This is a genomic window from Arthrobacter sp. P1_D12, from assembly GCF_056406175.1.
On sequence record NZ_JBFUAR010000003.1, the window covers coordinates 1 to 22807 of the forward strand.

At 68.1% G+C, this 22807-nt stretch carries 23 protein-coding genes; 6 read left to right on the forward strand and 17 right to left on the reverse strand.

All coding sequences use genetic code 11. The annotated features are described in order from the left end of the window. From AC1DZV_RS02985 to AC1DZV_RS03000, 4 genes are all read right to left on the reverse strand, one after another. Positions 1 to 356 (reverse strand): translation initiation factor IF-2 N-terminal domain-containing protein (locus AC1DZV_RS02985; RefSeq protein WP_476952932.1); only part of this gene is annotated, 356 nt, incomplete at its 3' end. Positions 357 to 508: 152 nt separating this feature from the next. Continuing rightward, positions 509 to 964 (reverse strand): YlxR family protein, encoded by a 456-nt coding sequence (locus AC1DZV_RS02990; RefSeq protein ID WP_476950542.1) that lies wholly within the window; start codon positions 962 to 964, stop codon positions 509 to 511. A 67-nt stretch (positions 965 to 1031) separates the two neighbouring features. Then, positions 1032 to 1934, reverse strand: coding sequence for a transcription termination factor NusA (gene nusA / locus AC1DZV_RS02995; RefSeq protein ID WP_476952933.1), 903 nt, complete (start codon positions 1932 to 1934; stop codon positions 1032 to 1034). After that, positions 1934 to 2551, reverse strand: a complete 618-nt coding sequence (locus tag AC1DZV_RS03000; RefSeq protein WP_028277119.1) for a ribosome maturation factor RimP — start codon at positions 2549 to 2551, stop codon at positions 1934 to 1936. Before AC1DZV_RS03000 ends, nusA begins: the two co-directional genes overlap by 1 nt. A gap of 105 nt (positions 2552 to 2656) precedes the next feature. Between AC1DZV_RS03000 and AC1DZV_RS03005 the strand changes: the two genes are divergently transcribed. From AC1DZV_RS03005 to AC1DZV_RS03015, 3 genes are all read left to right on the forward strand, one after another. Further along, entirely contained in the window at positions 2657 to 3901 is a 1245-nt protein-coding gene (locus AC1DZV_RS03005) for a DUF4439 domain-containing protein (protein ID WP_476952934.1), read from the forward strand. Between the two features lie 79 nt (positions 3902 to 3980). Then, the gene (locus AC1DZV_RS03010; protein ID WP_028277118.1) at positions 3981 to 4709 is read left to right on the forward strand and encodes a VIT1/CCC1 transporter family protein; all 729 of its coding nucleotides are present in this window, start codon (positions 3981 to 3983) and stop codon (positions 4707 to 4709) included. An 86-nt stretch (positions 4710 to 4795) separates the two neighbouring features. Continuing rightward, positions 4796 to 5875 carry an aminoglycoside phosphotransferase family protein gene (locus tag AC1DZV_RS03015; RefSeq protein WP_476952935.1) on the forward strand — a complete coding sequence of 360 codons (1080 nt, stop codon included), beginning with the start codon at positions 4796 to 4798 and terminating at the stop codon, positions 5873 to 5875. Here the strand turns inward: AC1DZV_RS03015 and AC1DZV_RS03020 are convergent. Beyond that, entirely contained in the window at positions 5872 to 7284 is a 1413-nt protein-coding gene (locus tag AC1DZV_RS03020; protein ID WP_476952936.1) for a pyridoxal phosphate-dependent decarboxylase family protein, read from the reverse strand. The genes AC1DZV_RS03015 and AC1DZV_RS03020 overlap by 4 nt on opposite strands. A gap of 225 nt (positions 7285 to 7509) precedes the next feature. Between AC1DZV_RS03020 and AC1DZV_RS03025 the strand changes: the two genes are divergently transcribed. After that, complete coding sequence (locus AC1DZV_RS03025; RefSeq protein WP_343213070.1) at positions 7510 to 7845, forward strand: ArsR/SmtB family transcription factor; 336 nt, start codon at positions 7510 to 7512, stop codon at positions 7843 to 7845. Continuing rightward, complete coding sequence (locus AC1DZV_RS03030) at positions 7842 to 8330, forward strand: SRPBCC domain-containing protein (protein ID WP_476952937.1); 489 nt, start codon at positions 7842 to 7844, stop codon at positions 8328 to 8330. The genes AC1DZV_RS03025 and AC1DZV_RS03030 overlap by 4 nt, the downstream gene beginning before the upstream one ends. 66 nt (positions 8331 to 8396) lie before the next feature. On the opposite strand, the gene AC1DZV_RS03035 is transcribed toward AC1DZV_RS03030, so the two are convergent. The 9 genes from AC1DZV_RS03035 to dxr form a co-directional block, all read right to left on the reverse strand. Further along, complete coding sequence (locus AC1DZV_RS03035) at positions 8397 to 9191, reverse strand: sulfite exporter TauE/SafE family protein (RefSeq protein ID WP_028277113.1); 795 nt, start codon at positions 9189 to 9191, stop codon at positions 8397 to 8399. Between the two features lie 29 nt (positions 9192 to 9220). Further along, on the reverse strand, positions 9221 to 11032 hold the full coding sequence (locus tag AC1DZV_RS03040) for a proline--tRNA ligase (protein WP_476952938.1): 1812 nt from the start codon (positions 11030 to 11032) through the stop codon (positions 9221 to 9223). Between the two features lie 471 nt (positions 11033 to 11503). Continuing rightward, a complete protein-coding gene (locus AC1DZV_RS03045) occupies positions 11504 to 12391 on the reverse strand; it encodes a GNAT family N-acetyltransferase (RefSeq protein ID WP_476950611.1) in 888 nt (295 codons plus the stop codon). Beyond that, a complete protein-coding gene (ispG, locus tag AC1DZV_RS03050) occupies positions 12354 to 13520 on the reverse strand; it encodes a flavodoxin-dependent (E)-4-hydroxy-3-methylbut-2-enyl-diphosphate synthase (protein ID WP_028277109.1) in 1167 nt (388 codons plus the stop codon). The genes AC1DZV_RS03045 and ispG overlap by 38 nt, the downstream gene beginning before the upstream one ends. Before the next feature lie 49 nt (positions 13521 to 13569). Then, entirely contained in the window at positions 13570 to 13860 is a 291-nt protein-coding gene (locus AC1DZV_RS03055) for a YciI family protein (RefSeq protein WP_079551403.1), read from the reverse strand. A 58-nt stretch (positions 13861 to 13918) separates the two neighbouring features. Beyond that, positions 13919 to 14431, reverse strand: coding sequence for a hypothetical protein (locus tag AC1DZV_RS03060; protein WP_476950547.1), 513 nt, complete (start codon positions 14429 to 14431; stop codon positions 13919 to 13921). Further along, entirely contained in the window at positions 14428 to 15123 is a 696-nt protein-coding gene (locus AC1DZV_RS03065; protein WP_476952939.1) for a MarR family transcriptional regulator, read from the reverse strand. The genes AC1DZV_RS03060 and AC1DZV_RS03065 overlap by 4 nt, the downstream gene beginning before the upstream one ends. A gap of 115 nt (positions 15124 to 15238) precedes the next feature. Then, entirely contained in the window at positions 15239 to 16570 is a 1332-nt protein-coding gene (locus AC1DZV_RS03070) for a M50 family metallopeptidase (RefSeq protein WP_476952940.1), read from the reverse strand. A 33-nt stretch (positions 16571 to 16603) separates the two neighbouring features. Beyond that, positions 16604 to 17788 (reverse strand): 1-deoxy-D-xylulose-5-phosphate reductoisomerase, encoded by a 1185-nt coding sequence (gene dxr / locus AC1DZV_RS03075; protein WP_476952941.1) that lies wholly within the window; start codon positions 17786 to 17788, stop codon positions 16604 to 16606. A 164-nt stretch (positions 17789 to 17952) separates the two neighbouring features. Between dxr and AC1DZV_RS03080 the strand changes: the two genes are divergently transcribed. After that, a complete protein-coding gene (locus AC1DZV_RS03080; protein ID WP_476952942.1) occupies positions 17953 to 19467 on the forward strand; it encodes a lipase maturation factor family protein in 1515 nt (504 codons plus the stop codon). A gap of 109 nt (positions 19468 to 19576) precedes the next feature. On the opposite strand, the gene AC1DZV_RS03085 is transcribed toward AC1DZV_RS03080, so the two are convergent. Genes AC1DZV_RS03085 through AC1DZV_RS03095 form a run of 3 tightly spaced genes read right to left on the reverse strand, consistent with a single transcriptional unit; the run spans position 19577 to position 22708 of the window. Beyond that, positions 19577 to 21127, reverse strand: coding sequence for a tripartite tricarboxylate transporter permease (locus AC1DZV_RS03085; protein WP_476952943.1), 1551 nt, complete (start codon positions 21125 to 21127; stop codon positions 19577 to 19579). After that, on the reverse strand, positions 21120 to 21659 hold the full coding sequence (locus tag AC1DZV_RS03090) for a tripartite tricarboxylate transporter TctB family protein (protein ID WP_476952944.1): 540 nt from the start codon (positions 21657 to 21659) through the stop codon (positions 21120 to 21122). Before AC1DZV_RS03090 ends, AC1DZV_RS03085 begins: the two co-directional genes overlap by 8 nt. A 2-nt stretch (positions 21660 to 21661) precedes the next feature. Next, entirely contained in the window at positions 21662 to 22708 is a 1047-nt protein-coding gene (locus AC1DZV_RS03095) for a Bug family tripartite tricarboxylate transporter substrate binding protein (RefSeq protein WP_476952945.1), read from the reverse strand. Between the last annotated feature and the right edge of the window lie 99 nt (positions 22709 to 22807).

Genomic DNA, 22807 nt, shown 5'->3' on the forward strand with positions numbered 1-22807 from the left:
GCCGGGGCCTGGGCGGCGGGGGCTGCCGGAGCGGCGGCAGGTGCCGCAGCGGCCGGAGCCGGAGCTTCAGCCTTGGGTACTGCAGCCGCCGGCGCTGTGGGCGCAGCGGGGCCAGGCGCAGGCGCCGGACGGGTCGCTGCCGGGCTGGCAGATGCCTGGGGGGCGGACGCCGGAGCTTCTGACTTCGAAGCTGCGGGGGCGTCGGGGTAAGCGTTGCGCAGTTTCCGCACAACGGGAGCCTCGATTGTTGACGAGGCGGAGCGAACGAATTCGCCCAGTTCCTGCAGTTTGGTTACTGCATCTTTGGAAGTAATACCGAGCTCTTTAGCAAGCTCATGTACGCGGACCTTGGCCACATTTCTCCTGTCTCGGTCCGCACCGAGCCAGGCACGAACCGTCTACTTCTTACTGCGGGCCTCCGCCGCGAATGCAGCTGAAAGGCCCATTGCAGAGCGCAACAAAGTTGTCATCGTTGCGCACTCATCGCTGGGAACTCATCGGGTTTCCATCAGTTTTCTGACCCGCTTTCAGGTTGGACGGTTGTTGCTGCGGCCACCGGGGTGCCCACGGCTTCCGTGCCGGCAGTGATCCGGCGTTCAACATCGGCTGTACCGGCTGCGCCGTTGAGGGCGCGGCCGAACGCTCGACGTTTGACCGCCAGTGCCAGGCACTTTTCGCTGGGGTGCAGCCATGCTCCCCGGCCAGCCATCCGGCGTCGTTCATCCACCACGACGGCGGACGAACCACCGGCGCCGGCGACGAGCCGGAGTAACTCCGACCGCGATCCTTTTTGTCGGCATCCGATACAGGTGCGCTGCGGCTGATTCCCGAGGTGTTGCACATGTGCCACGTACGAGTATCTTCCTGCCAGTACAACTGCTTGGTGAATCACCGCGTCCCGGGAATCCGGGAAAAACCCAGACGCGCCAAAGACACACGGATACCGGCCGTTAGGCGCGGTCATGTCTATTCTAGCCCCTCCGGCGCCCGGGTCCCGAACCCAGGCCTGCCGGTCAGCTTGGAAATCACGGCTAACCCGTGAGAGCGCACACAGGCTGCGGGCCGCGATCCGGAACGACCACCCGGGCCGAACGCGTGGCTTCGTCGGTGATTGTGACCGAATTCACGCGCGAGGGCGAGAGGGCGCTGGCGATGAAGGTCGCCGGATCGTCGTTGTAGTCAACGATGTCGATCTTCTCGTCGTTCAGTTCAGTCATGACCGCCCGGACACGCGACCCCATTTCACCGATGCAGGCACCCTTGGCGTTCACGCCGGGGGTGTTTGCCTTGACGGCGATCTTGGTGCGGTGACCGGCTTCGCGGGCAAGCGCCACGATTTCGACCGAACGGTCCGCGATCTCGGGAACTTCGAGTTCGAAGAGCTTCCGGACGAGCCCGGGGTGGGAGCGGGACAGCGTGATGGACGGGCCCTTGGTGCCGCGGTGGACGTCGATCACGAAAGCGCGCAGCCGGTTGCCGTGGATGTACTTCTCGCCGGGAACCTGCTCGGGCGGCGGCAGCAGTGCCTCCACCGTGCCCAGGTTCACCTGGATCATGTGCGGGTTGTTGCCCTGCTGGATGGTGCCGGCGACAAGCTCACCTTCACGGCCCTTGAACTGGCCCAGCACGTTGTCGTCCTCAGCGTCCCGGAGGCGCTGCAGGATGATCTGCCGTGCGGTGCTCGCCGCGATGCGTCCGAAGCCCGCGGGGGTGTCCTCGAACTCGCCGATCGGGGCGCCGTCGTCGTCGATCTCGGTGGCCCAGATGGTCACGTGGCCGCTCTTGCGGTCGAGCTCGGCCCGGGCCTTTTCGAAGGCGCCGGGGGTCTTGTGATAGGCCACGAGCAGTGCCTGCTCGATTGTTGGAATCAGGAGATCCAGCGGGATTTCACGCTCACGCTCCAGGAGTCTCAGTGCGCTCATGTCAATATCCATCAGGCCTCCTCAGAAGGTCCATTGTTTGCTTTTTCCAAGCCGGCCTCTTCGAGGTGGCTGAACTCTATCTCGACTTTTCCGCTGCGGATCCTGTCGAAAGGAAGCTTGACGGGTTCACCTTGTTTGGGCTTCATGCCCTTCTTGACGGCGATTTCCGGAACGAGGGTGACTCCCCCATCGTCCACGGACTGGACCCTGCCGGTGACGTTGTCGCCTTGGATCACGTTCACGTTGACCATCCGCCCGCGGGCACGGTGCCAGTGCCGCTCCTCTGTCAGTGGACGGCCGACGCCGGGTGAAGAGACTTCGAGCTCATAGGGGCGCGCGTCCATGCTGGGGTCGTTGTCCAGGGTGTCCGAAAGGGTCTTGGAGATCTCGGCGATGACGTCGAGCCCGACGCCCCCGGTCTCCTCCTGCGGCAGGTCCACCACTACGTGGACCACCCGGTTGGCGCCGGCGACATGGATGGATACGTCCTCCAGGTACAGCCGGTTCGCCAGCACTGCGGGTTCCAGGAGTGCGTGAAGGCGCTCGGCCTCGACATTTTGAACGGTTGCGGCTTCAGCCTTTCCCGTCCCGGTCCGGTCTGTTGAAGTCGTGGCTTCTGCGTTGGTCATGATGCCGGCCGCCTCCCGCTAGATGATGTTGTGTGTACTAGCCTAGCGATTTTCCGGGCGGCGTGGTGCACGCAGTTCCGGGCCGGCATGACAACATGGTCTGTTGTGAAAGACGACACCAGGGAAAAGCGATGGCAGGATCACTTTCCCCGGTCACTCCCCCGCTATGTGCTTTTGGTGTGCCTCGCCCTGGTGGTGGTGAGCCTGGGCGTGGTCCTGACGCCGGCCAGGCCGCCGGAGCCTGCGATCGCACCCTTTTCTGAGCAGGCGCGCGCCGCCGCACTGGCCGAAACCCGGCAACTGCTGGACGCCGGCAGCCAGCTTGGCACCGCGGCCAGGGCGGATTCAAAAGACGGCCCGGCCGAGGGCGCGGATGGCCGTCCGGCCGATGCCGGCAATCCCGCCATCGACCGGACTGTGACCTTGCTGACACTCCAGGCGCAAGCTCTGCTGGCGCCGGGAGAAAGTCCTGCGGACCCGGCCGGCGCGGCTTCCGCCTCCGGCCGGGCAACGCCCCCGGCAGCGTCCTCCGCCGCATCGACTCCGTCCGCTTCCGGAGGACCCGGCGCCCGGGCGTCCGCCGCACCTCTTCCGGCGACCGCCGCCGGGCTGGTGGCGGCCTTGGCAGGCAGCGGCCGCCGGCGCCTCGCGGACGCTGCCAAGGCCGACGGCGGCATGGCACGGCTGTTGGCCGCCGTCGGCACCGCTCAGCTGCTGCAGGCATCCGCGCTCGCCACCGGCACCGGAACGGCGGCGCCGGCAGCCGACGTAACCTCCGCACAGGTGTCCGGCACCTGCCCGTCGCAGTCAGCGACGGCGCCAACCACAGAGGATCAGGCCGCAGCAGAACCGTCGACAGCAGCGCAGCCCGAAGGAGAGCCATCCGCGGCCGCGTCCAACCTCGGCGGCGCCCTGGCGTCGGCTGCGCGGGCCGAGGCGCAGACCATCTACGGCTACCAGGTGGCGCTGACCCGGCTCGGCGGCGACGCGGCGAAATCCGCGACCGAGGAACTGGCCCATCATGACGCGCTCCTTGGCGCCGTGGAATCCCTGAGCCGGCTGCACTGTTCCGCGGTGCCACCACGCGAGGCGGGCTACGCGCTGGCGCCGTCCTTCCTGGCCTCCCCCGCCGCCGGCCTCGGCGACCTGGAAGCCGCCGCCCTGCCGGTCTATGGCGACCTCGTGGCGCTGAGTGAGGGCGGGACCCGGCAGTGGGCCATCGCTGCACTGTTCGGGTCTGCGAAGCGGGCGGTGCAGTGGGGTGCGGATTCCGGCGCCCTGCCGGGCCTGGACAGAGCGTCGATGCCGACGCGGCCGGCGGGCGAAACGCCGTCGCAGCCCGCAGGCTGAACGCCGGAGCAAGCCTCGGCTTATTTTGGTAAGCCTTGGAATACTGGCATGCCCCGGCCCCGGGTGATTTGCTGTAGGCATGGAAACGACCGGCGCCGCAACCCAGCACGAGAACGAGCCGCACCACAATGACATCGCACACCGCCTCAATTGGCTCCGCGCGGGCGTCCTGGGGGCCAATGACGGCATCGTCTCCGTCGCAGCGATCGTCGTCGGCGTCGCCGGCGCCACCACCGATACCGGAGCAATCCTGCTCGCGGGCGCCGCGGGCGTGGTGGGTGGCGCTATCTCGATGGCGCTCGGGGAATATGTCTCCGTCAGCAGCCAGAAGGACAGCCAGCACGCCTTGATCGAAAAGGAGCGCCGGGAGCTGGAGGAACAGCCGGAGGAAGAGCTTGAGGAGCTCGCGGCGATCTACCAGGGCAAGGGCCTCAGCCCCGCGACCGCACGGACGGTGGCCAAGGAACTGACGGCGCACGATGCGCTCGGCGCGCACCTCTCAGCCGAACTCCATATTGACGAGACCGACATCGTGAGCCCGTGGCACGCGGCGTTCGCTTCTGCCATCGCGTTCCTCGCCGGTGCAATCCTGCCCATGATGGCCATCCTGCTGCCGCCGGAAAGCATCAGGATTCCGCTGACCTTCGTGGCCGTGCTCGTGGCGTTGGCCGCCACCGGCGCCGTGGGCGCGTGGATTGGCGGTGGCTCAAAGCTCAAAGCAGCGATCCGCGTGGTGATTGGCGGCGCCGTTGCGCTGGTGGCAACGTTCGCGATCGGCAACGCGCTCGGCGCGAGCGGCATCGTCTAAAGGCCCCCGGTCCCAGAGGAACCATCCGAGGTCCGCCTGGGGCAGGCCGACGCGGCGGCGACCCCTCCGGCCCTACGATAGGTCCCGTGAACGCGATCCCAGATGTCCCCATCCCGCCTGATCTTTCCCGCCGGTACGCCCGTACCCCTGCGGGACGCACCTGGCTGGCGACACTTCCTGACCTGATCGGGCGATTCCTCGACCAGTGGGACCTGGAGCCGGATCTGGAACCGGGGGCCCTTCCCTGGAACGGGCACGGCGGCGTCGTCATTCCTGTGCGGCGCCGGGACGGGCAGGGGTCCCAAGGCAAGGGCGAGGCAGCCGTGCTGAAGCTGGCTTTTCCGCACGAGGAGGCCACTCGCGAACACCACGCCCTCGCCCTGTGGGGAGGCCACGGCGCCGTCAGGCTGCTGGCCGCCGACGCCGGTTCCTGCGCCCTGCTCCTGGAGCGCCTGGATGCCTGCCGGTCCCTCCTGGATGTCCCGTTGGACACAGCGGTGACGGTGTGGGGCGGCGTGGTCCGCCAGCTCAGCGTGGTCCCGGACAGCCGGCCGGAGTGGCTGGAAATCGACCACGTGGCGGCACGGGCCGAGCAGTGGAGCGATGAATTCCCGGAGGCGTGGGGACACCTCGGGCGGCCATTCCCACGCTGGCTGCTCGAGGCGGCGCTGGAGGTCTGCCAGACCCGCGGCGCCGTCGGCCGGCGGTCCGGCAAGGACGTCCTGGTCCACGCGGACCTTCACTACCTGAACATCCTGGCGCGGCCCGGCGTCCCGGAGCCGGCAACCCGGAACCAACCGGCGGGGCCGGAACAGTACGCTGCGATTGATCCCCAGCCCATGATCGGGGAGGCGGAGTTCGCGGTGGCCCCGGTGCTGTGGAACAGGATCCGGGAGTTGCCCCAGCAGGATCCCGGGCGGGCGCTGCTCGCGCGGTGCGCGGATTTCAGTGCGGCCGCCGGTCTGGACGCCGAGGCCGCCCGGCAGTGGAGCCTGGCGCGCGAGGTGGAGAACGCCCTCTGGTATGCCTCGCAGCGCCATCACGAAGGCGATCTGGCCCGATCGCTGTGGGTGGCGAGCACGCTGGCCGGCCGGACGCTTCCCGGCCTGCCCGCCCCGCAGTCACTCCCGACGCCCGGGGAAGCCGGCGGGATAGCTGGCGGCTAGCCCCGCACGGCCGCCAGCGCGTCGCGGACGGCGTCGACGGCGACTCTGACATCGGCGTCGTCCGTGCTCCAGTTGCTCACCGAAATCCGCAGGATATCGCGGTCCTGCCAGCGTGACCCGGACATCCAGACCCGGCCATCAGCCATGACCCCTTCCGTCACTGCCCGGGTCACGGCGTCGTCGCCAAACGCCAGGGACACCTGGGTGTAGTCGACGTCGTTGAGCACCTCCACGCCGTCCAACGCCCCGAGCTGTTCGGCCAGCTGCGCGGCCCGGTGCACGAGCGTGCGGACCTGGCTGGCGACACCGTCACGGCCCAGGGATTTGAGCGCTGCCCACACCGGCACGCCGCGCGCCCGGCGGGAGAGCTCGGGCACTCTTTGGGACGGGTCTCCGGCCCCGTCGGCGGCCTGGATCAGGTAGCTGGCGTGCAGACCCATCGCAGACCGCAGCGCCTGGGCGTCGCGCACGATCACGATCCCGCAGTCGTAGGGGACATTGAGGGTCTTGTGCGCATCTGTGCCCCACGAATCGGCCAGGTCGAGTCCCGCGGTCAGGGCGGACAGTTCGGGCACGGCGGCCGCCCAGAGCCCGAACGCCCCGTCCACGTGGACCCAGGCGCCGTGCGCCTTCGCGACGGCGATGGCCTCGACGAAGGGGTCGAAGGCACCCGAATGCAGGTTGCCGGCCTGCAGGCACACGAGGGCCGGGCCGGGGCGGCCGCCCTCCCCGGTGCTGAGCGCAAGGTCCAGGGCGCAGTCCAGCTCGGCCGGGATGATGCGCCCCTGATGGTCGGAGGGCACCACGGTGGGGTGCCCGAGGCCCAGATAGCGCAGGCCGAGGTCGATCGTTTCGTGGCGCTCCTGGCCCGCGAAGCAGCGGATCCGGGGCGCACCGGCGAGGCCGTCGCCGTCAAGGTCCCAGCCGGCATCGGCCATGAGCCGCCAGCGGGCGGCGGCGAGCCCGGTGAAGTTGGCCATGGTGGCACCGGTGGCAAAGCCGACGTCGGACTCCTCGGGAAGACCCAGCAGCTCAAGGATCCATTTGCCGGCGGCTTCCTCGATCGCGGCGGTGGCGGGCGTGGCGAAACGCAGCCCCGTATTTTGGTCCCAGGCGCTGAGCAGCCAGTCCGCGGCCAGGGCGGCCGGCAGTGTGCCGCCGATGACCCAGCCGAAGAACCGCCCGGACGGCATGGCCATCAGCCCGGGTTCGGCCTTGGCCGCGAGATAGTCCACCACCTCCGCGGCCGGCATCCCCTGTGGGGGCAGCGGGCCGCCGAAGTCGGCCGCGAGCTCCGCCGCCGTCGCCTGCGGTCCGATCCGGCGTGTCTCCTGGCTCTCAAGCCACCGGCGTGCGTGCCCGGCCGCGGCGTCGAGGGCATCCCGGTAGCGTTCCTCACTTGCCGACATAGCTGCATGCTACGCCCGGCGCCAACGGACCGGGAGTCCCATGCGGGTGCCGCGGACCTAGCGGGTGTGTACACCGGTGCGGCCCTGGGCTTCTTGAAGGGATGCTGGAACGAGTGATGAAAGAGAATGCAGCCCGGGCGCCACCCGCGATGGAGGCCGCCATTTCCTCAATGTACCTTGACGGGTACGTAACCGGACGGGTACCTTCAAGGCGTGGAAGCCGTTATGCACGCCCTGTCAGACGAGAATCGCCGCATAATTCTCGAGCACCTGCGCCGACAGCCAGCGTCGGTCTCCGAACTCGCGGCCGCACTGCCGATCGCTCGCCCGGGGGTCTCACGCCACCTCCGCGTGTTGCGCGAGGCCGGGCTCGTTGAAGTGCACTCACAGGCACAGCAGCGCATCTACAGCCTTCGGCCGGAGCCACTCGCAGAGTTGGATACTTGGCTCGGCCCGTACCGCACATTGTGGGAAGGCCGCTTAAACGCTTTGCATACCGAGATCTCGCGGGGTCACCGCGAGGAGAGGAGCACGACACAATGGCACAGCCAAACAGCGTGATAGGAAGCATTCGCTCGCTCGGTGACGGGAAGGGCGCTGTACGGATGGACTCGCTTTTCGGGACGCCGGCCACAGATCTGTGGACGGCGCTGACCGACCCGACGCGCCTCGCCCGGTGGGTCGCCCGGGTCGATGGCGACCTGCATCCCGGTGGGGCGTTCACGGCAGTCTTTACGAGCGGATGGGAAGGCGCCGGACGGGTCGAGTTGTGCGAGGCACCGCGCCGGCTGACCGTGACGATGTCGCCCGGCAGCGAGGAGGAAACGGTCATTGAGGCGGTACTGACTCCCGAGGGACCTGGCACGCGGCTGATTGTTGAGGAACGCGGTCTCCCGCTCGGCGAAATCGCGGGCTTTGGAGCGGGCTGGCAGGTGCACATCGAGGATCTGATCAGCTACGAGGCGGGCCTGGAATCCAGCGAGTGGCGCAGCCGATGGATCGAGCTGAACCCGGTGTACGAAGCGCGCTACCGCCTCGATGCCTAATAGGGTCGCGGTTTACCAGAGGCCGCTTCGGTTGTCCGTGAAGGGCCATGTTTGGGCCGCGCCATTCTAGGACAGGTTGTCCTGCCAGACGTCGGAACCGAGCTTGATGATCAGCGCGCCCACCACCACCAGGAACACGATCCGGATGAACTTGCTCCCCTGCCGGACCGCAGTCCGGGCACCGAGGTAGCCGCCGGCCATGTTCGCCATGCCCAGCAGCAGCCCGAGCCCCCACAGCACGGCGCCGTGCGGAACAAAGAACAGCAGGGCGCCGGCGTTGGTGGCCACGTTCACGATCTTGGCCTTGGCGCTGGCCTCCAGGAAGGCATAGCCCATGGCCGAGACGAGGGCGATGATCAGGAACGATCCGGTGCCGGGACCGATCAGGCCGTCGTAGAAGCCGATCACGCCGCCGATCAGGCAGGCCACCACGTAGTGCCGGTGCCCCTCGTGGCGCAGCTTGGTCAGCTCACCGATGCCGGGCTGGAAGGCAGTGAAGAGCGCGACGGCGATCAGCGCCAGCACGATGATCGGCTTGAACACGCTGGCCGGCAGGTTGGCAGCAAGCGCCGCACCGCCGTAACTGCCTGCCAGCGCGATCGCTGCCATGGGCAGGGCGGTGCGCAGGTCGGGCCGGACGCGGCGGTAGTACGTGGCCGCGCTGGTGCTGGTGCCGAAGATGGAGCCCATCTTGTTGGTCGCCAGCGCCTGGACCGGGCTGATGCCCGGCACCAGGAGCATCGCCGGGAGCTGGATCAGCCCGCCGCCGCCGACGACGGCGTCGACCCATCCGGCCGCCAGGCCGGCCACGACGATCAGGATGACAGTTCCGAGCTGGATCGATTCGAGTCCGGAGACCATTGCCTAGTGCGGCCCGGGACGGCGCGGCATCAGCTGTTGCGCACGGCGTTGACCACGTAGTCAACAGCCTTGTCAACGGCTACATTCTCGGCATTGCCGCTGCGGCGGTCCTTGATCTCCACGACGCCGTCCACGAGTCCGCGCCCGACGGCGAGGATGGTGGGGACGCCGACGAGTTCGGCGTCGCCGAACTTCACGCCGGGGGAAACCTTGGGGCGGTCGTCATAGATGACGTCCAGGCCGGCAGCCTCGAGCTCCAGGGACAGTTTTTCGGCGGCGGCGAATATTTCCTCGCCGCGGCCCACGGCCACAACGTGGACGTCGGCGGGGGCGACGGCACGCGGCCAGACCAGGCCCCGGTCGTCGTGGTTGGACTCTGCCAGGGCCGCCACGGCGCGGGTGACTCCGACGCCGTAGGAGCCCATGGTCACCACCACCTGCTTGCCGTTCTGGTCCAGGACTTTCAGGTCCAGGGCGGCGGCGTACTTCCGGCCGAGTTGGAAGATGTGGCCCATTTCGATGCCGCGGGCGGTTTCGAGGGGACCGGAACCGTCGGGAGCCTCGTCGCCGGCGCGCACCTCGGTGCATTCGATGACTCCGTCCCAGCCGAAGTCGCGTCCGGCGACGAGGCCAAAGACGTGCTTGCCGGCCTCGTTGGCGCCGGTGACCCAGGCAGAGCCGCTGACGACGCGGGGATCCACGAGGTAGAGCAGCTTTGCGGCGCCCTCGCTGCCCAGCAGCGGCGCATCCAGGGACATGCCGGGGCCGAGGTAGCCCTTGACGATCAGGGGCTGCTTCTTGAGGTCGTCTTCATTGGCGGCTTCGAGCGTGATCTCGCCGGCAATCGGCAGGAAGGACCCGATGTTCGCCTCGACGCGCTTGAGGTCCACGCCGCGGTCTCCGGGGAGGCCGATGACGACGATCTGGCGTTCGCTGGTGGGCAGCGTCACGGCGAGGACGACGTTCTTGAGCGTGTCGGCGGCGGTCCAGGGACCGCCGTCGGCCTCTGTGCGCGGAACCAGGACGTTGGCGGCGTCGACGAGGGTGTCGATGGTGGGGGTGTCCGGGGTGTCGCGGACTTCGGCGGCCGGGGCGTTGCTGAAGTCGATGTCCGCGGGGACCACGGTGGTGACGGCCTCGACGTTGGCCGCGTAGCCGCCGGCCGACCGCACGAAGGTGTCCTCACCGATCTCGGTGGGGTGCAGGAATTCCTCGCTCTTGGACCCGCCCATGGCACCGGCAGTGGCAGCAACCGGAATCACTTCGAGGCCGAGGCGCTCGAAGATCTTCAGGTACGCGCCGCGGTGGGCGGCGTAGCTGTCGTCCAGGCCGGCGTCGTCGACGTCGAAGGAGTAGGAGTCCTTCATGATGAATTCGCGGCCGCGCAGCAGGCCTGCGCGGGGACGCGCCTCGTCGCGGTACTTGTTCTGGATCTGGTAGATGCTCAGCGGCAGGTCCTTGTACGAGGAGTACAGGTCCTTGACCAGCAGGGTGAACATTTCCTCGTGCGTGGGGGCCAGAAGGTAGTCGTTGCCCTTGCGGTCCTTGAGCCGGAAGATGCCCTCGCCGTATTCGGTCCAGCGGTTCGTGGCCTCGTAGGGTTCCTTGGGCAGCAGCGCCGGGAAGTGGACTTCCTGGGCTCCGATGGCGGTCATTTCCTCGCGGATGACCTGCTCCACCTTGCGCAGCACACTCAGCCCCAGCGGGAGCCAGGTGTAAATGCCGGGCGCGGCCCGCCGGATGTAGCCGGCGCGGACCAGGAGCCGGTGGCTGGCCACCTCGGCGTCGGCGGGATCTTCGCGCAGGGTGCGCAGGAACAGCTTGGAGAGTCGAAGGACCACAGGTGGGGTATCCGTTTCTGGGGAAGTGCGGGCAAAGCCTAAGAAAAGCATCTAGGTACTAATCTACCGTCCAGAGCGCACCGCTTTGCCGCGCCGGCCCCGCTGCGTCCCCGCTACTGCCCCGCTTCTCGCCCGCTTCTGCGGAGCGCGGCGCATGGAAGAGCCACGCCATAACTGGTGGAAGCCCCTGGCCGTTTCCGGCTGGTCATCCCGTCATGGCGTGGCTCCGTGGCCCCAGCACCCCCAGATCTCAGGCGGCGAGCTACTTGGTGTCGTCTCCAGGCGTTGTCTTCCCCGGAAAATGCGTTGGGGAGTGTGGGCGCCTACGCGACACGGCTAGGTAGAACCTATGTGACATGCGGCCGGGAAGCAATAGTCTGCAACCGGATATTTTCGGCAGGTCGTTGCGGGTCCATGCGGGGCGCCCGCGGCTGGCCTCCCGGCAGCCCGGCCGGCCAGAAAAGCGGACAGCTAGAAGAGAACTGTAGCGAACGTACCCACCTGGCGAAAGCCCACCCGATCGTAAGTGGCGCGCGCCTTGGCGTTGAACCCGTTGACGTACAGGCTGGTCACCGGCGCGAGGGTCTGGGCGAGGACGACGACGGCGGCCATGTAGCCCGCGCTCAGTCCCAGTCCGCGGAAGTCGGGGTTCATCCAGACACCCTGGACCTGGGTCACTTCCGGCGTGACGGCGCCGAGTTCGGCCTTGAAGACCACATCGCCGGCGGCGTTCACGTGCACGAGGGAATGGCCCTGGCGGATGAGGCTCTTGACGCGCCGGCTGTAATACTCCCTGCCGCCGAGGTAGGGCGAATAGCCCACTTCTTCCTCAAACATTGCGGCGCATGCGGGCAGGATCTTGTCGAAGTCAGCCAGCTGGCCAAAGCCGAGTGCGGGCTCGGGCCGGACGGCGGGCGGCCCCGCGATCGTCAGCAGGGGCTGGTGGTCCCGGACTTCGTGGGCGGTCTGGCCGAGCGGCTCCAGCGCCGCGTAGAGAGCCAGCACAGTTTCGGCGGGGCCAAAGATCGAGGCGTAGCGGCGCCCGGAGCGGTGCGCGGCCATCGCAATGAGGCCGGCGAGCTCGGGCGCCAGTTCGATCGGCACCAGGTTGGCGCCGGCCCAGCAGGCGCCGAGGAGGGTGCCGCCGTCGAACACGCCAAGAATGCTGGCGCCCCCGGCCGTGGGAGACGCCGTACCGGCGGTCTCCAGGTGCGAGAGGATGAAGACATTGGCGACGGCGTCCCGGTGCGCCAGCGCCAGCAGTTGTCCGGTGTCCGCGCCGCCAAGGACCCGGACGACGACGCCGGGAGCGGCGTCGTCCTTACGAGACGCTAACCACGGGGCTACCCTTGACAGCATCTTCGCCATCGGCGTCCCCCATCTCTTCTGCGATACGCATGGCTTCTTCGATCAGTGTCTCAACAATCTGATCCTCCGGGACAGTCTTGATGACCTCGCCCCTGACAAAGATCTGGCCCTTGCCGTTGCCGGAGGCAACGCCGAGATCAGCCTCGCGGGCCTCGCCGGGACCATTGACCACGCAGCCCATGACTGCCACGCGCAGCGGGACTTCCATGCCTTCCAGGCCAGCGGTGACCTGCTCGGCGAGCGTGTAGACGTCCACCTGGGCGCGGCCGCAGGACGGGCAGGAGACGATTTCCAGCTTGCGGGGGCGCAGGTTGAGCGACTGCAGGATCTGGTTGCCCACCTTGATTTCCTCGACCGGCGGGGCCGAGAGGGAGACGCGGATGGTGTCGCCGATCCCGCGGGAGAGCAGGGCGCCAAACGCCGTGGCGGACTTGATGGTGCCCTGGAAGGCCGGTCCTGCCTCGGTGACGCCGAGGTGCAGGGGCCAGTCGCCCTTCTCGGCCAGCATCTCGTAGGCGGCAACCATGATGACCGGGTCGTTGTGCTTCACGGAGATCTTGAAGTCGTGGAAACCGTGCTCCTCGAAGAGCGAGGCCTCCCAGACGGCGGATTCCACGAGGGCTTCCGGGGTGGCCTTGCCGTATTTCTTCATGATGCCCGGTTCCAGGGATCCGGCGTTGACGCCGATCCGGATGGAGGTGCCGTGGTCCTTGGCGGCGCGGGCGATCTCCTTGACCTGGTCATCGAACTTGCGGATGTTGCCCGGGTTCACGCGCACGGCGGCACAGCCGGCCTCGATCGCGGCGAAGACGTACTTCGGCTGGAAGTGGATGTCCGCGATCACCGGGATCTGGGACTTCTTGGCGATGATCGGCAGCGCCTCGGCGTCATCGGCGGACGGGCAGGCGACGCGCACGATGTCGCAGCCGGAGGCCGTGAGTTCCGCGATCTGCTGCAAGGTGGCGTTGATGTCGGTCGTCGGCGTCGTGGTCATGGACTGGACGCTGATGGGCGAATCGGAGCCGACGCCGACTGATCCCACCTTGATCTGGCGCGTCTTGCGGCGGGGGGCAAGAACGGGGGGCGGTGCTGACGGCATTCCCAGGCTGACCGAGGTCACATGGACTCCCTTTTAGAATTCGAAGTTGCGAAGGTGCGGGCGGGACGGGCTAGGCGTGCTCGGCCAGAAGACCGGTCAGCGGCGCCCACACGGTGGTGCGGGTGCCCGAGATGGCACCGGCGGCTGCGAAGGGGTCCTGCCGCAGAAGGTCATTCAAGGCCGCCTCATCGGCGGCCTTGAAGATGAGCAGCGCGCCTGCACCGTCGCCGTAGGGGCCGCTGGCCAGCAGGGCGCCTTCACGGGCAAGATCCGCGGTCCATTCGCGGTGCGCCGGGCGGCTGGCATCGCGGACCTCGGATGATTCGGCGTCGTACACGTACTCCACAGCAAAAACAGTCATATGGATACACTATCGCCCTGTTTGCCCGGTTCCCATCCGGAGCCTCCGGGGCACGCGGTCAGCCGAGGAAGAGGACCTTGGCCAAGGCGGCGACACCGGCTGCCCAGAGCATGGAGGTGAGGGTTCCGATGATGAACCGCTCGGCGGCCACCGGGGTGGCTTTCAACTCGGCAAACCGGCCGAGGCCCTTGATGGCCACGACGTAGGCGATGGCGACGGGCTGGCCGGCCAGGATCGCCAGGCAGACGGCGAACCTTTCCAGGATGCCGATAATGGCACCGCCGCGCAGGATGCGCACGCTGCTGACGGTCTCGGCGGGCGGCGCGGCGGACGCCGCTGCCGGGGTAGGCGCTGCGGCGTCCGGCCCGGCCGGCTCCGGAGCCGACTGGAGGTCGGGGTCCGTGGTGGAGTCGGCGGCGGGGTCCTCGGCCGCGTCCCCGCCGGCGCCGGCGCCGCTTCCGGCGTCGGCCCGGTCATCAATGGTGCGGGCGAGGCGGAACACCCAGGCAGTAACCGGCCAGCCGACGAATCCTGCGGTGAGCAAGGCCAGCGTGATCCAGAGGGCGTTCACTTCTCTCCTTCGGTGCTGTCGTGGGCGAGGGTCAGCAGCAGTTCTGCGGCCGGCCTCGCGGCCCATTCTTCCTGCCAGCCCGAGCGGAGGACTGCGCGGCTCACCGACTGCTCCGTGATTCCGAGTTTCTGTGCCGCTATTTTTTGGCTGCCGTGGGTTCCGTGGGTATCTTGCCGCACGGAGCGCAGCACGTCCACGACCTTCCATTGCGCCGCGGTCCGGTCCTGGACCAGGCGGCCAATCAGTCGGAGCACCGCCTCCGCATTGGCGCAGGCCTTGGCCCCCTGGGACCCGCTGGCGCCGTCCGCGGCCGTGGTTGCTGCATTTGCATTTGCCCGACGGCGGTCGCGGCCGGCAACCACGGCGAGGGGAACATGGGCGGCCGCCCCCTTGGCCCGGTCGACGGCGGACCGGGCCGCCACGAAGGCGGGACCGGAGCCTTCGCGCGGGCTGGCGGGCAGCGGCAGGTCCACCTCCCCCACCCCGATCCCGACATACCAGCGGCCGCTGCGGAGGGCGTGCAAGGCGATCTCCACCACCTCGTCGGCCCGTTCCACGACGCCCTGGACCTCGTCGCCCACCGAACGCTCAAAGCGCCCGGCGGTGGAGAGTGCGCTGAGCCCCTTCAGGAGGCCGGGGACCCGGTCGATGTCGCCCGTGCTGCCGCGCTGGTCGATTGTCATGACGTACATGACACAAGCCTAGGGAGGTGATCGGAAATAATCAACCCATTTCAGCTGATTACTTAAAATCAGTCTAAATAGGCTTATGAACAGTAGTCAGCGGAATTTGGCTGAAAGGCCGGGCCTATCCGAAGAGGTTGACCGGCTTGACGATGTCGGCGTAGATCAGCAGCGCGCCCATGCCCATCAGCAGCACCGCCACCACATACGTCACCGGGAGCAGCTTGGCGATATCGAAGGCGCCGGGATCCGGGCGGCCGAACAGCTTGGCGATCTGGCGCCGGGCCCCCTCGTACAGCGCGCCCGCAATGTGGCCGCCGTCGAGCGGCAGCAGCGGAATGAGGTTGAAGACGGCCAATGCGAAGTTGAGTCCGGCCAGCAAACCCACCAGGGCGGCGAAGCGGGACTGCAGCGGGACCTCCTCCATCGCGGCGACCTCGCCGGCCACGCGGCCCACGCCCACCACGCTGATGGGGCCGTTGGGGTCCCGGGGTTCCTCGCTGAAGGCTGCCTTGGCCACGCCGGCCACGCGCTCCGGCAGGTTCACCACCACACCGGCGACCTGCTTGATGTTTTCCCCCGCCATGGGCAGCACTGCCGACGCCGGCTGCTGCACGAGTGCCGTCTGGGCGCCGATGCCCAGGAAGCCGACGTCCTGGTATTGGAGGCTTCCGTCAGCGGCCTTGGCCTGACGGCCGTCGGGACCGAGAACCGGGCGGGCGGAGAGCACGGGCGTGACGGTTGTCGAGACGGTGGCGCCGCCGCGCTCCACGGTGATGTTCACCTGCCGGCCCGCCGAGGCGCGGATCCAGCCGGTGAGTTCGTCCCACTTGGTGACGGCCTTGCCGTCGAAGGAGGTGATCGTGTCGTTCGGCAACAGGCCCGCGGCCGCGGCCGGGGTGGGCTTGCAGTCGGCGGAGTCCGGGTCCACGCTCTCGCCGGCCTTGACCTGGCATTTGGAGACGTCCGCGATCGTGGTGGTCTGGCTGGCGGTGCCGAAGCCCATCAGCAGCACCGCGGTCAGCACGACGCCGATCAGCAGGTTCATCGCGGGCCCGCCGAGCATGATGATGATCTTTTTCCAGACCGGCAGCCGGTAGAAGACCCGGGTTTCGTCGCCTGCGCCGATTTCCTCGTGGGCCAGGGAGCGGGCATCGGATGCCAGTGACTGGAACATTCCGGTGCTGGAGGTGCGGACGGTGCCGTCTTCCTTGTTCGGCGGGTACATCCCGATCATGGACACGTAGCCGCCCAGCGGGATGGCTTTGAGGCCGTACTCGGTTTCGCCCCTCCTCTTCGACCAGACAGTGGGTCCGAAACCGATCATGTACTTGGTCACGCGGACCTTGAAGAGCTTGGCCGGGAGCAGGTGCCCGACTTCATGCAGGGCAATGGACACGGCGATGCCGATCGCCACGAAGACGACACCGAGGACAAAGAGGAGGACGGGGCTCATGCTGTGATCTGCTGCTTCCTGAAAACTGGCAATCTAGACGCTTCTTACGGCTAAACGTTCGTGGGTGCGGGCGCGTGCCCATCTTTCAGCATCCAGTACGGACTCCACCGTCAGCCCGGAGGAGCCTGAGTGTTCGCTGAGGACGGCATCGATGGTGTCCACAATGTCGGTGAACCGGATCTGCCCGGCGTGGAAGGCCATCACCGCTTCCTCGTTCGCGGCATTGAACACGGCCGGGAAGGTGCTGCCCTGCGTGGCGGCCGCCTTCGCGAGGTCGACGGCGGGGAACGCCACGGTGTCCAGCGGCTCGAACGTCCAGCTGGTGGCTTTGCTCCAGTCGCAGGCTCTGGCGGATCCGGGCACCCGGTCCGGCCAGCCGAGGCCGAGGGCAATGGGCAGGCGCATGTCCGGCGGCGAGGCTTGCGCGATCGTGGAGCCGTCGACGAACTGGACCATGGAATGCACCACGGACTGCGGGTGGACGACGACGTCGATCTTCTCCAGGGGGATGTCGAAGAGCAGGTGCGCCTCGATCACCTCCAGGCCCTTGTTGACCAGGCTGGCGGAGTTGGTGGTGACCATCAGGCCCATGTCCCACGTGGGGTGGGCGAGGGCGTCCTGCGGTGAGACGTCGTGCAGCTCGTCCCGGGTCTTGCCGCGGAACGGGCCGCCCGATGCCGTCAGGATCAGCCGGTCCACTTCCGCGGCGGAGCCGGAGCGCAGGCACTGGGCAATGGCCGAGTGCTCCGAATCCACAGGCACGATCTGCCCTTCGCGGGCCGCGGCCTTGACCAGGGCGCCGCCGACAATCAGGGACTCCTTGTTGGCCAGTGCCAGCGTGGCCCCGGAGGCGAGGGCGGCCAGGGTGGGGGCAAGTCCGATGGAGCCGGTGATGCCGTTGAGGACGACGTCGGCAGTGATTTCCGCGACCCGGGTGGAGGCGTCGGGGCCGGTGATGAGTTCGGGGCTGTACCCGATGAGTCCTGCCGCGCGGGCGGCGTCGTCGATCATCCCCCGGAGGGCGGAGGCATCCCCGGAGGCGACACCGACAGCCTGGGCGCGGGTGTGGACGGCCTGCCGGGCCAGGAGTTCGAGGTTGCCGCCGCCGGCGCTAAGCGCGACAACCTCAAAGAGGTGCGGGGCGCCGTCGACGACGTCAATCGCCTGTGTGCCGATGGAACCGGTGGACCCGAGGAGGACGATTTTGCGCGGCTGCATGATTCAAGTATCCCGCACCGCGCCGGTGCGCCGCGTTCCCCTCGAGGTGGCACTTCACGGCAGTCGCGGCGTGCAGCAGTGCCGTGAAGCGCCACCTCGACGCCGCCGGGTTGAGTCTTCCGCCGCTCGTTGACGCAGCAGGGCGGAGGCGTAACGTGGAAAACGTGGAGTGGACCGCGTGGTTCGACGCGCCGGAGTACGAGTTCGCCCGGCAGGTGCTGCAGCGCAGCACCGCCACCCTCTACTTCGTGGCCTTTCTCTCCTCGCTGAACCAGTTCCCGGCCCTCCTCGGCGAGCGCGGCCTGTTGCCGGTGCCGGCGTATCTCGAGGGCTTCAACCGTTTGGGCCGGCCCAGCCTGTTCCGCTGGCGCTACTCGGACCGGCTGCTGCGGACGGTGTGCTGGAGCGGTATGGCCATTGCCGCCACGCTCATCGCCGGGCTGCCGCAGCTCGGGCCGCCGTGGGTTCCGCTCATCGCGTTCCTGGCCCTGTGGCTGTTGTACATGTCGATCGTGAACGTGGGGCAGACGTTCTACGGCTTCGGCTGGGAGATGCTGCTGCTGGAGGCCGGGTTCACGGTGGCCTTCCTCGGCTCCGACCAGACTCCCCCGCCCCGGACCATCCTGATCCTGCTGGTCTGGCTGGTGTTCCGGCTGGAGTTCGGGGCGGGCCTGATCAAGATCCGGGGCGGCCGGGAATGGCGGGACCTGACGGCCCTGTACTACCACCACGAGACCCAGCCGATGCCGGGGCCGCTGAGCCGGCAGGCCCACCTGCTCCCCAAGGCCTGGCACCGGGTGGAGGTCCTGGGCAACCACTTCGCCCAGCTGGTGGTGCCCTTCTTCCTCTTTGCCCCGCAGCCCCTGGCCAGCGCCGCCGCCGGAATCATCATCTTCACCCAGCTGTGGCTGGTGGCGAGCGGAAATTTCGCCTGGCTGAACTGGATGGCGATCATCCTGGCCTTCGCCGCGGTCAGCGATCCCGTGGCGCACGCCGTGATTCCGGCGATCCCGCTGGACTGGCATGCCGCGTCCGCGCCCGCAGAAACAGGAGCAGGAGCGGCGGTGGGCGCAGCCGGGTTGGGCAGCCAGGCGCCGGTTCCTTGGCTGGTGGTGGTCCTGGTGGCCACCGTGCTGCTGGTGGTGCTCAGCTACCGGCCCATCGAGAACCTCTTCTCCCACCACCAGTTGATGAACGCATCCTTCAACCGCTGGCAGCTGGTCAACACCTACGGCGCGTTCGGCACCGTCACCAAGCGGCGGATCGAGATCGTGGTGGAGGGGACCCTCGACGAGGACCCCGGGGACGACGCGGACTGGCGGGAGTACGGGTTCAAGGGCAAGCCCGGCGACGTCCGGCGCATCCCGCGCCAGTACGCCCCGTACCACCTGCGGCTGGACTGGCTGATGTGGTTCCTGCCGCTGCGTACCGTGCACGAGGAGTGGTTCTACGCGTTCCTGGCCAAACTGCTGGCGGCGGACCGGCCCACGCTGCGGCTGCTGCGCCACGACCCGTTCGACGGCGGACGGCCGCACTGGATACGTGCCACCAGCTACCTCTACCATTTCTCCACCCGGGCCGAGTTCCGCGCGACGGGCCAGCGCTGGATCCGGACCCAGCTGTATGTCGTGATCCCGCCGTCGCGGCTCCCCGCGCCGCGCCCGACGTCGGAGGCGTGAGGCCCGGCGCGATGCGGCCCTGGGCGGTGAGGCCGGCGCGGTGCGTTCCGGGGCGGTTTACCGCAAATGGCCGGAATGAGTGTCGTCATTCCGGCCATTTGCGGCAAATTCAGTTCAACGCCCGCGCTTTGACGGAGACCTCTTCCTTCGCCGGCGCAGCCTCCAACGTTGCCTGGCGGCGGCGCAGCCACCACGAGGCGGCGAAGATCAGTGCCATGGAGACGTACACCACCAGGGCGAACGGCGAGGAGAACAGGGCCGTGGGGTCGTTTTGCGAGAGCTGCAGCGAACGCCGCAACTGCACCTCGAACATCGGCCCCAGGATCATCGCCACCACCATGGGCGCCACGGGATAGCCGTAGCGGCGCATGAAGTAGCCCAGGATGCCCACCACCAGCAGGATGCCGACGTCGCTCGGCGAGAAGTTCACCGAGAAGGCGCCGAGGGCGGCGAAGACCAGGATGCCGGCGTAGAGGTAGGGCCGCGGGATCTGCAGGATCTTCACCCACAGGCCCACCAGGGGCAGGTTCAGCACCAGCAGCATGAGGTTGCCGACGTACAGCGACGCGATCAGGGTCCAGACAAGCGCGCCCTGGTTTTCGAACAGGAGCGGACCGGGCTGGATCTGGTAGCGCTGGAACGCCGTGAGCATCATGGCCGCCGTCGCCGTCGTCGGGATTCCGAGGGTCAGCAACGGCACCAGGACACCGGCGGCCGCGGCGTTGTTGGCCGCTTCCGGTCCGGCGACGCCTTCGATCGCGCCTTTGCCGAACTGGGCCTTGTTGGCGCCCTTGGCCAGCTTCCGCTCGGCAGCGTAGGACAGGAACGTGGAGACGTCCGCGCCGCCGGCCGGGACGGTGCCGATCGGGAACCCGATGAAGGTTCCGCGCAGCCACGGCTTCCAGGACCGCTTCCAGTCCTCCTTGGACAGCCAGGCGTTCTTGCCCTTGCTGACCGGGATCAGCTCCACCGGGCCGTGCCGCAGCTTCGAAGCGACATAAAGCGCCTCGCCGAGGGCAAAGAGGCCCACGGCCACGAGGACCATGTCGACGCCGTCCACCAGGGTGGGGTTGTCGAACGTGAAGCGCTGCTGGGCCGTGCTGTCATCGATGCCGATCAGGCCGATGAACAGCCCGAGCGCCAGGGATGCCAGCCCGCGCAGGACGGAGGCGCCCAGCAGCGCACCGACGGTCAGGAAGGCCACCACCATGAGGGCCACGTAATCCACGGGGCCGAGGCCGACGGCGAAATCGGCCACGACGGGTGCCAGGAAGGTCAGCAGGACCGTGGCGATGGTGCCCGCGATGAAGGATCCGATCGCCGCCGTCGCCAGGGCTGCCGCTCCCCTGCCGGCCTTGGCCATCTTGTTTCCTTCAAGCGCCGTGACGATCGAGGAGGACTCGCCCGGCGTGTTCAGCAGGATGGAGGTGGTGGAGCCGCCGTACATGCCGCCGTAGTAGATCCCGGCGAACACGATCAACGCGGCCGCGGGGTCCAGGGCATAGGTGATGGGCATGAGCAGGGCCACGGTCATGGCGGGGCCAATGCCGGGCAGCACTCCGACGGCGGTGCCGACGAAGACTCCGCCCAGCGCGTAGAGCAGGTAGACGGGCTGCAGCGCGGTGCTGAATCCCTCGAGCAGGAGCATGAAGCTATCCATGGAAGAACGGCACCCCCTCGAGCAGCGGCCCTGGCGGCAGGGACACGCCGAGCAGGCCGCCGAAGACGTACTGCAGCACCAGCGCCAGGATCACGGAGACGCCGATCGCCTTCCAGAGTGGTTTGGCGTCCAGGGACCAGGCGGCACCGCTGAACAGCACGGCGGCGGCCACCGGCCAGCCGGCCGGCTCGATCAGGAAGATGTGCAGCACCACGAAACCCACGAGTTTGGCCAGGGCCACCCAGTCGGTCTTGGCGGTCACGTCCAGGTCTTCGCTGTCTTCGGCCTGCCCGACTTTGCCGCGGAGGACCTGCAGGACCACCCCGGCGCCGCACAGCACCAGCAAGCCGCACACGATGTAGGGGAAGGCCCGCGGGCCGATGCCGGTCTCCGACGGCGGGATCGGAATGGATCCCGCCGTCGCCAGGCCCGCGACGCCCACGCTGACGAATACGAGGGCGAACAGGATCTCCCCGGTCGGCCGTTTGGCGGGCGCCGCGGCGGATGCCGACGTTGATGCGAGGTCAGACACTGTTACTTGACCAGGCCGATCTGGGTCAGGGTGGTCTTGACCTTGGCGATGTCCTCGGTCAGGAAGGTCTTGAAGCCGTCACCGGCCAGGAACGCGTCGTCCCAGTTGTTCTTGCTCAGGGTGGACTTCCAGGCCTCGGACGCGTGCAGCTTGGTGACGACGTCGGTCAGCTTCGCGCGCTGGGCGTCGTCGATGGACCCGGGGGCCACCACTCCGCGCCAGTTGGTCAGCACGACGTCGATCCCCTGGTCCTTGAGCGGCTTGATCCCGGGAAGCGCCGGGGCCTCGGCCTTTCCGGAGACGGCGAGTGCCCGGACCTTGCCGGCCTTGACCTGTTCGGCATACTCGCCCACGCCGGAGATGCCGGCCTGGACCTTGTTGCCCAGCAGCGCCGCGATGGACTCGCCGCCGCCGGAGTAGCCGATGTAGTTCAGCTTGTCCGCCTCCACGCCCTGGGATTTCAGGATCTGCCCGGCCAGGATGTGGTCCGCGCCCCCGGCGGAGCCACCCGTGATGGCCACGCCCTTGCCGTTGGCCTTGATGTCCGCGACGAGGTCGGCGACCGACTGGTACTTCGACGACGCCGGCACCACGAGAACCAGCGGCTCTTCGGTGAGCCGCGCGATCGGGGTGGTGTCTTCGAGCCGGGTCTTGGCGCCATTGGTCTCGACCGCCCCCACCATGACGTAGCCCATCACCATGAGGGTGTTGACGTCCTTCTCGGTGGCGAGCTTGGCGAGGCCGTTGGTCCCGCCGCCGCCGCCAATGTTGGTGACCTGGGCGGAGGAGACGAGCTTGTTGGTCTGCAGGTCCTGCTGCATGGCACGTCCGGTCTGGTCCCAGCCGCCGCCGGGGTTGGCCGGGACGATGATGCTGAGCTTCTTGATCGGATCGGCGCCCGCGGAGCCGCCGGCAGCCGTGCCGGTTCCGCTTCCCGCGCAGGCGGACATGGCCAGGACGACTCCGGCGGCGCCGGCAATGAGGGCGGCGCGACGTGTGTGGGTGGGACGCGTGAAAGCGGGCCGCGTGAAAAAGTTCTGGGCAGTCATGGTTTCTCCTTGGGCGAATGTGATGCACATCATTGGAATCACGTCACTGACCCTAGGAGCGCCCGCCGAACCGCAACAGCATTTGGCCGTAGAGGTAGT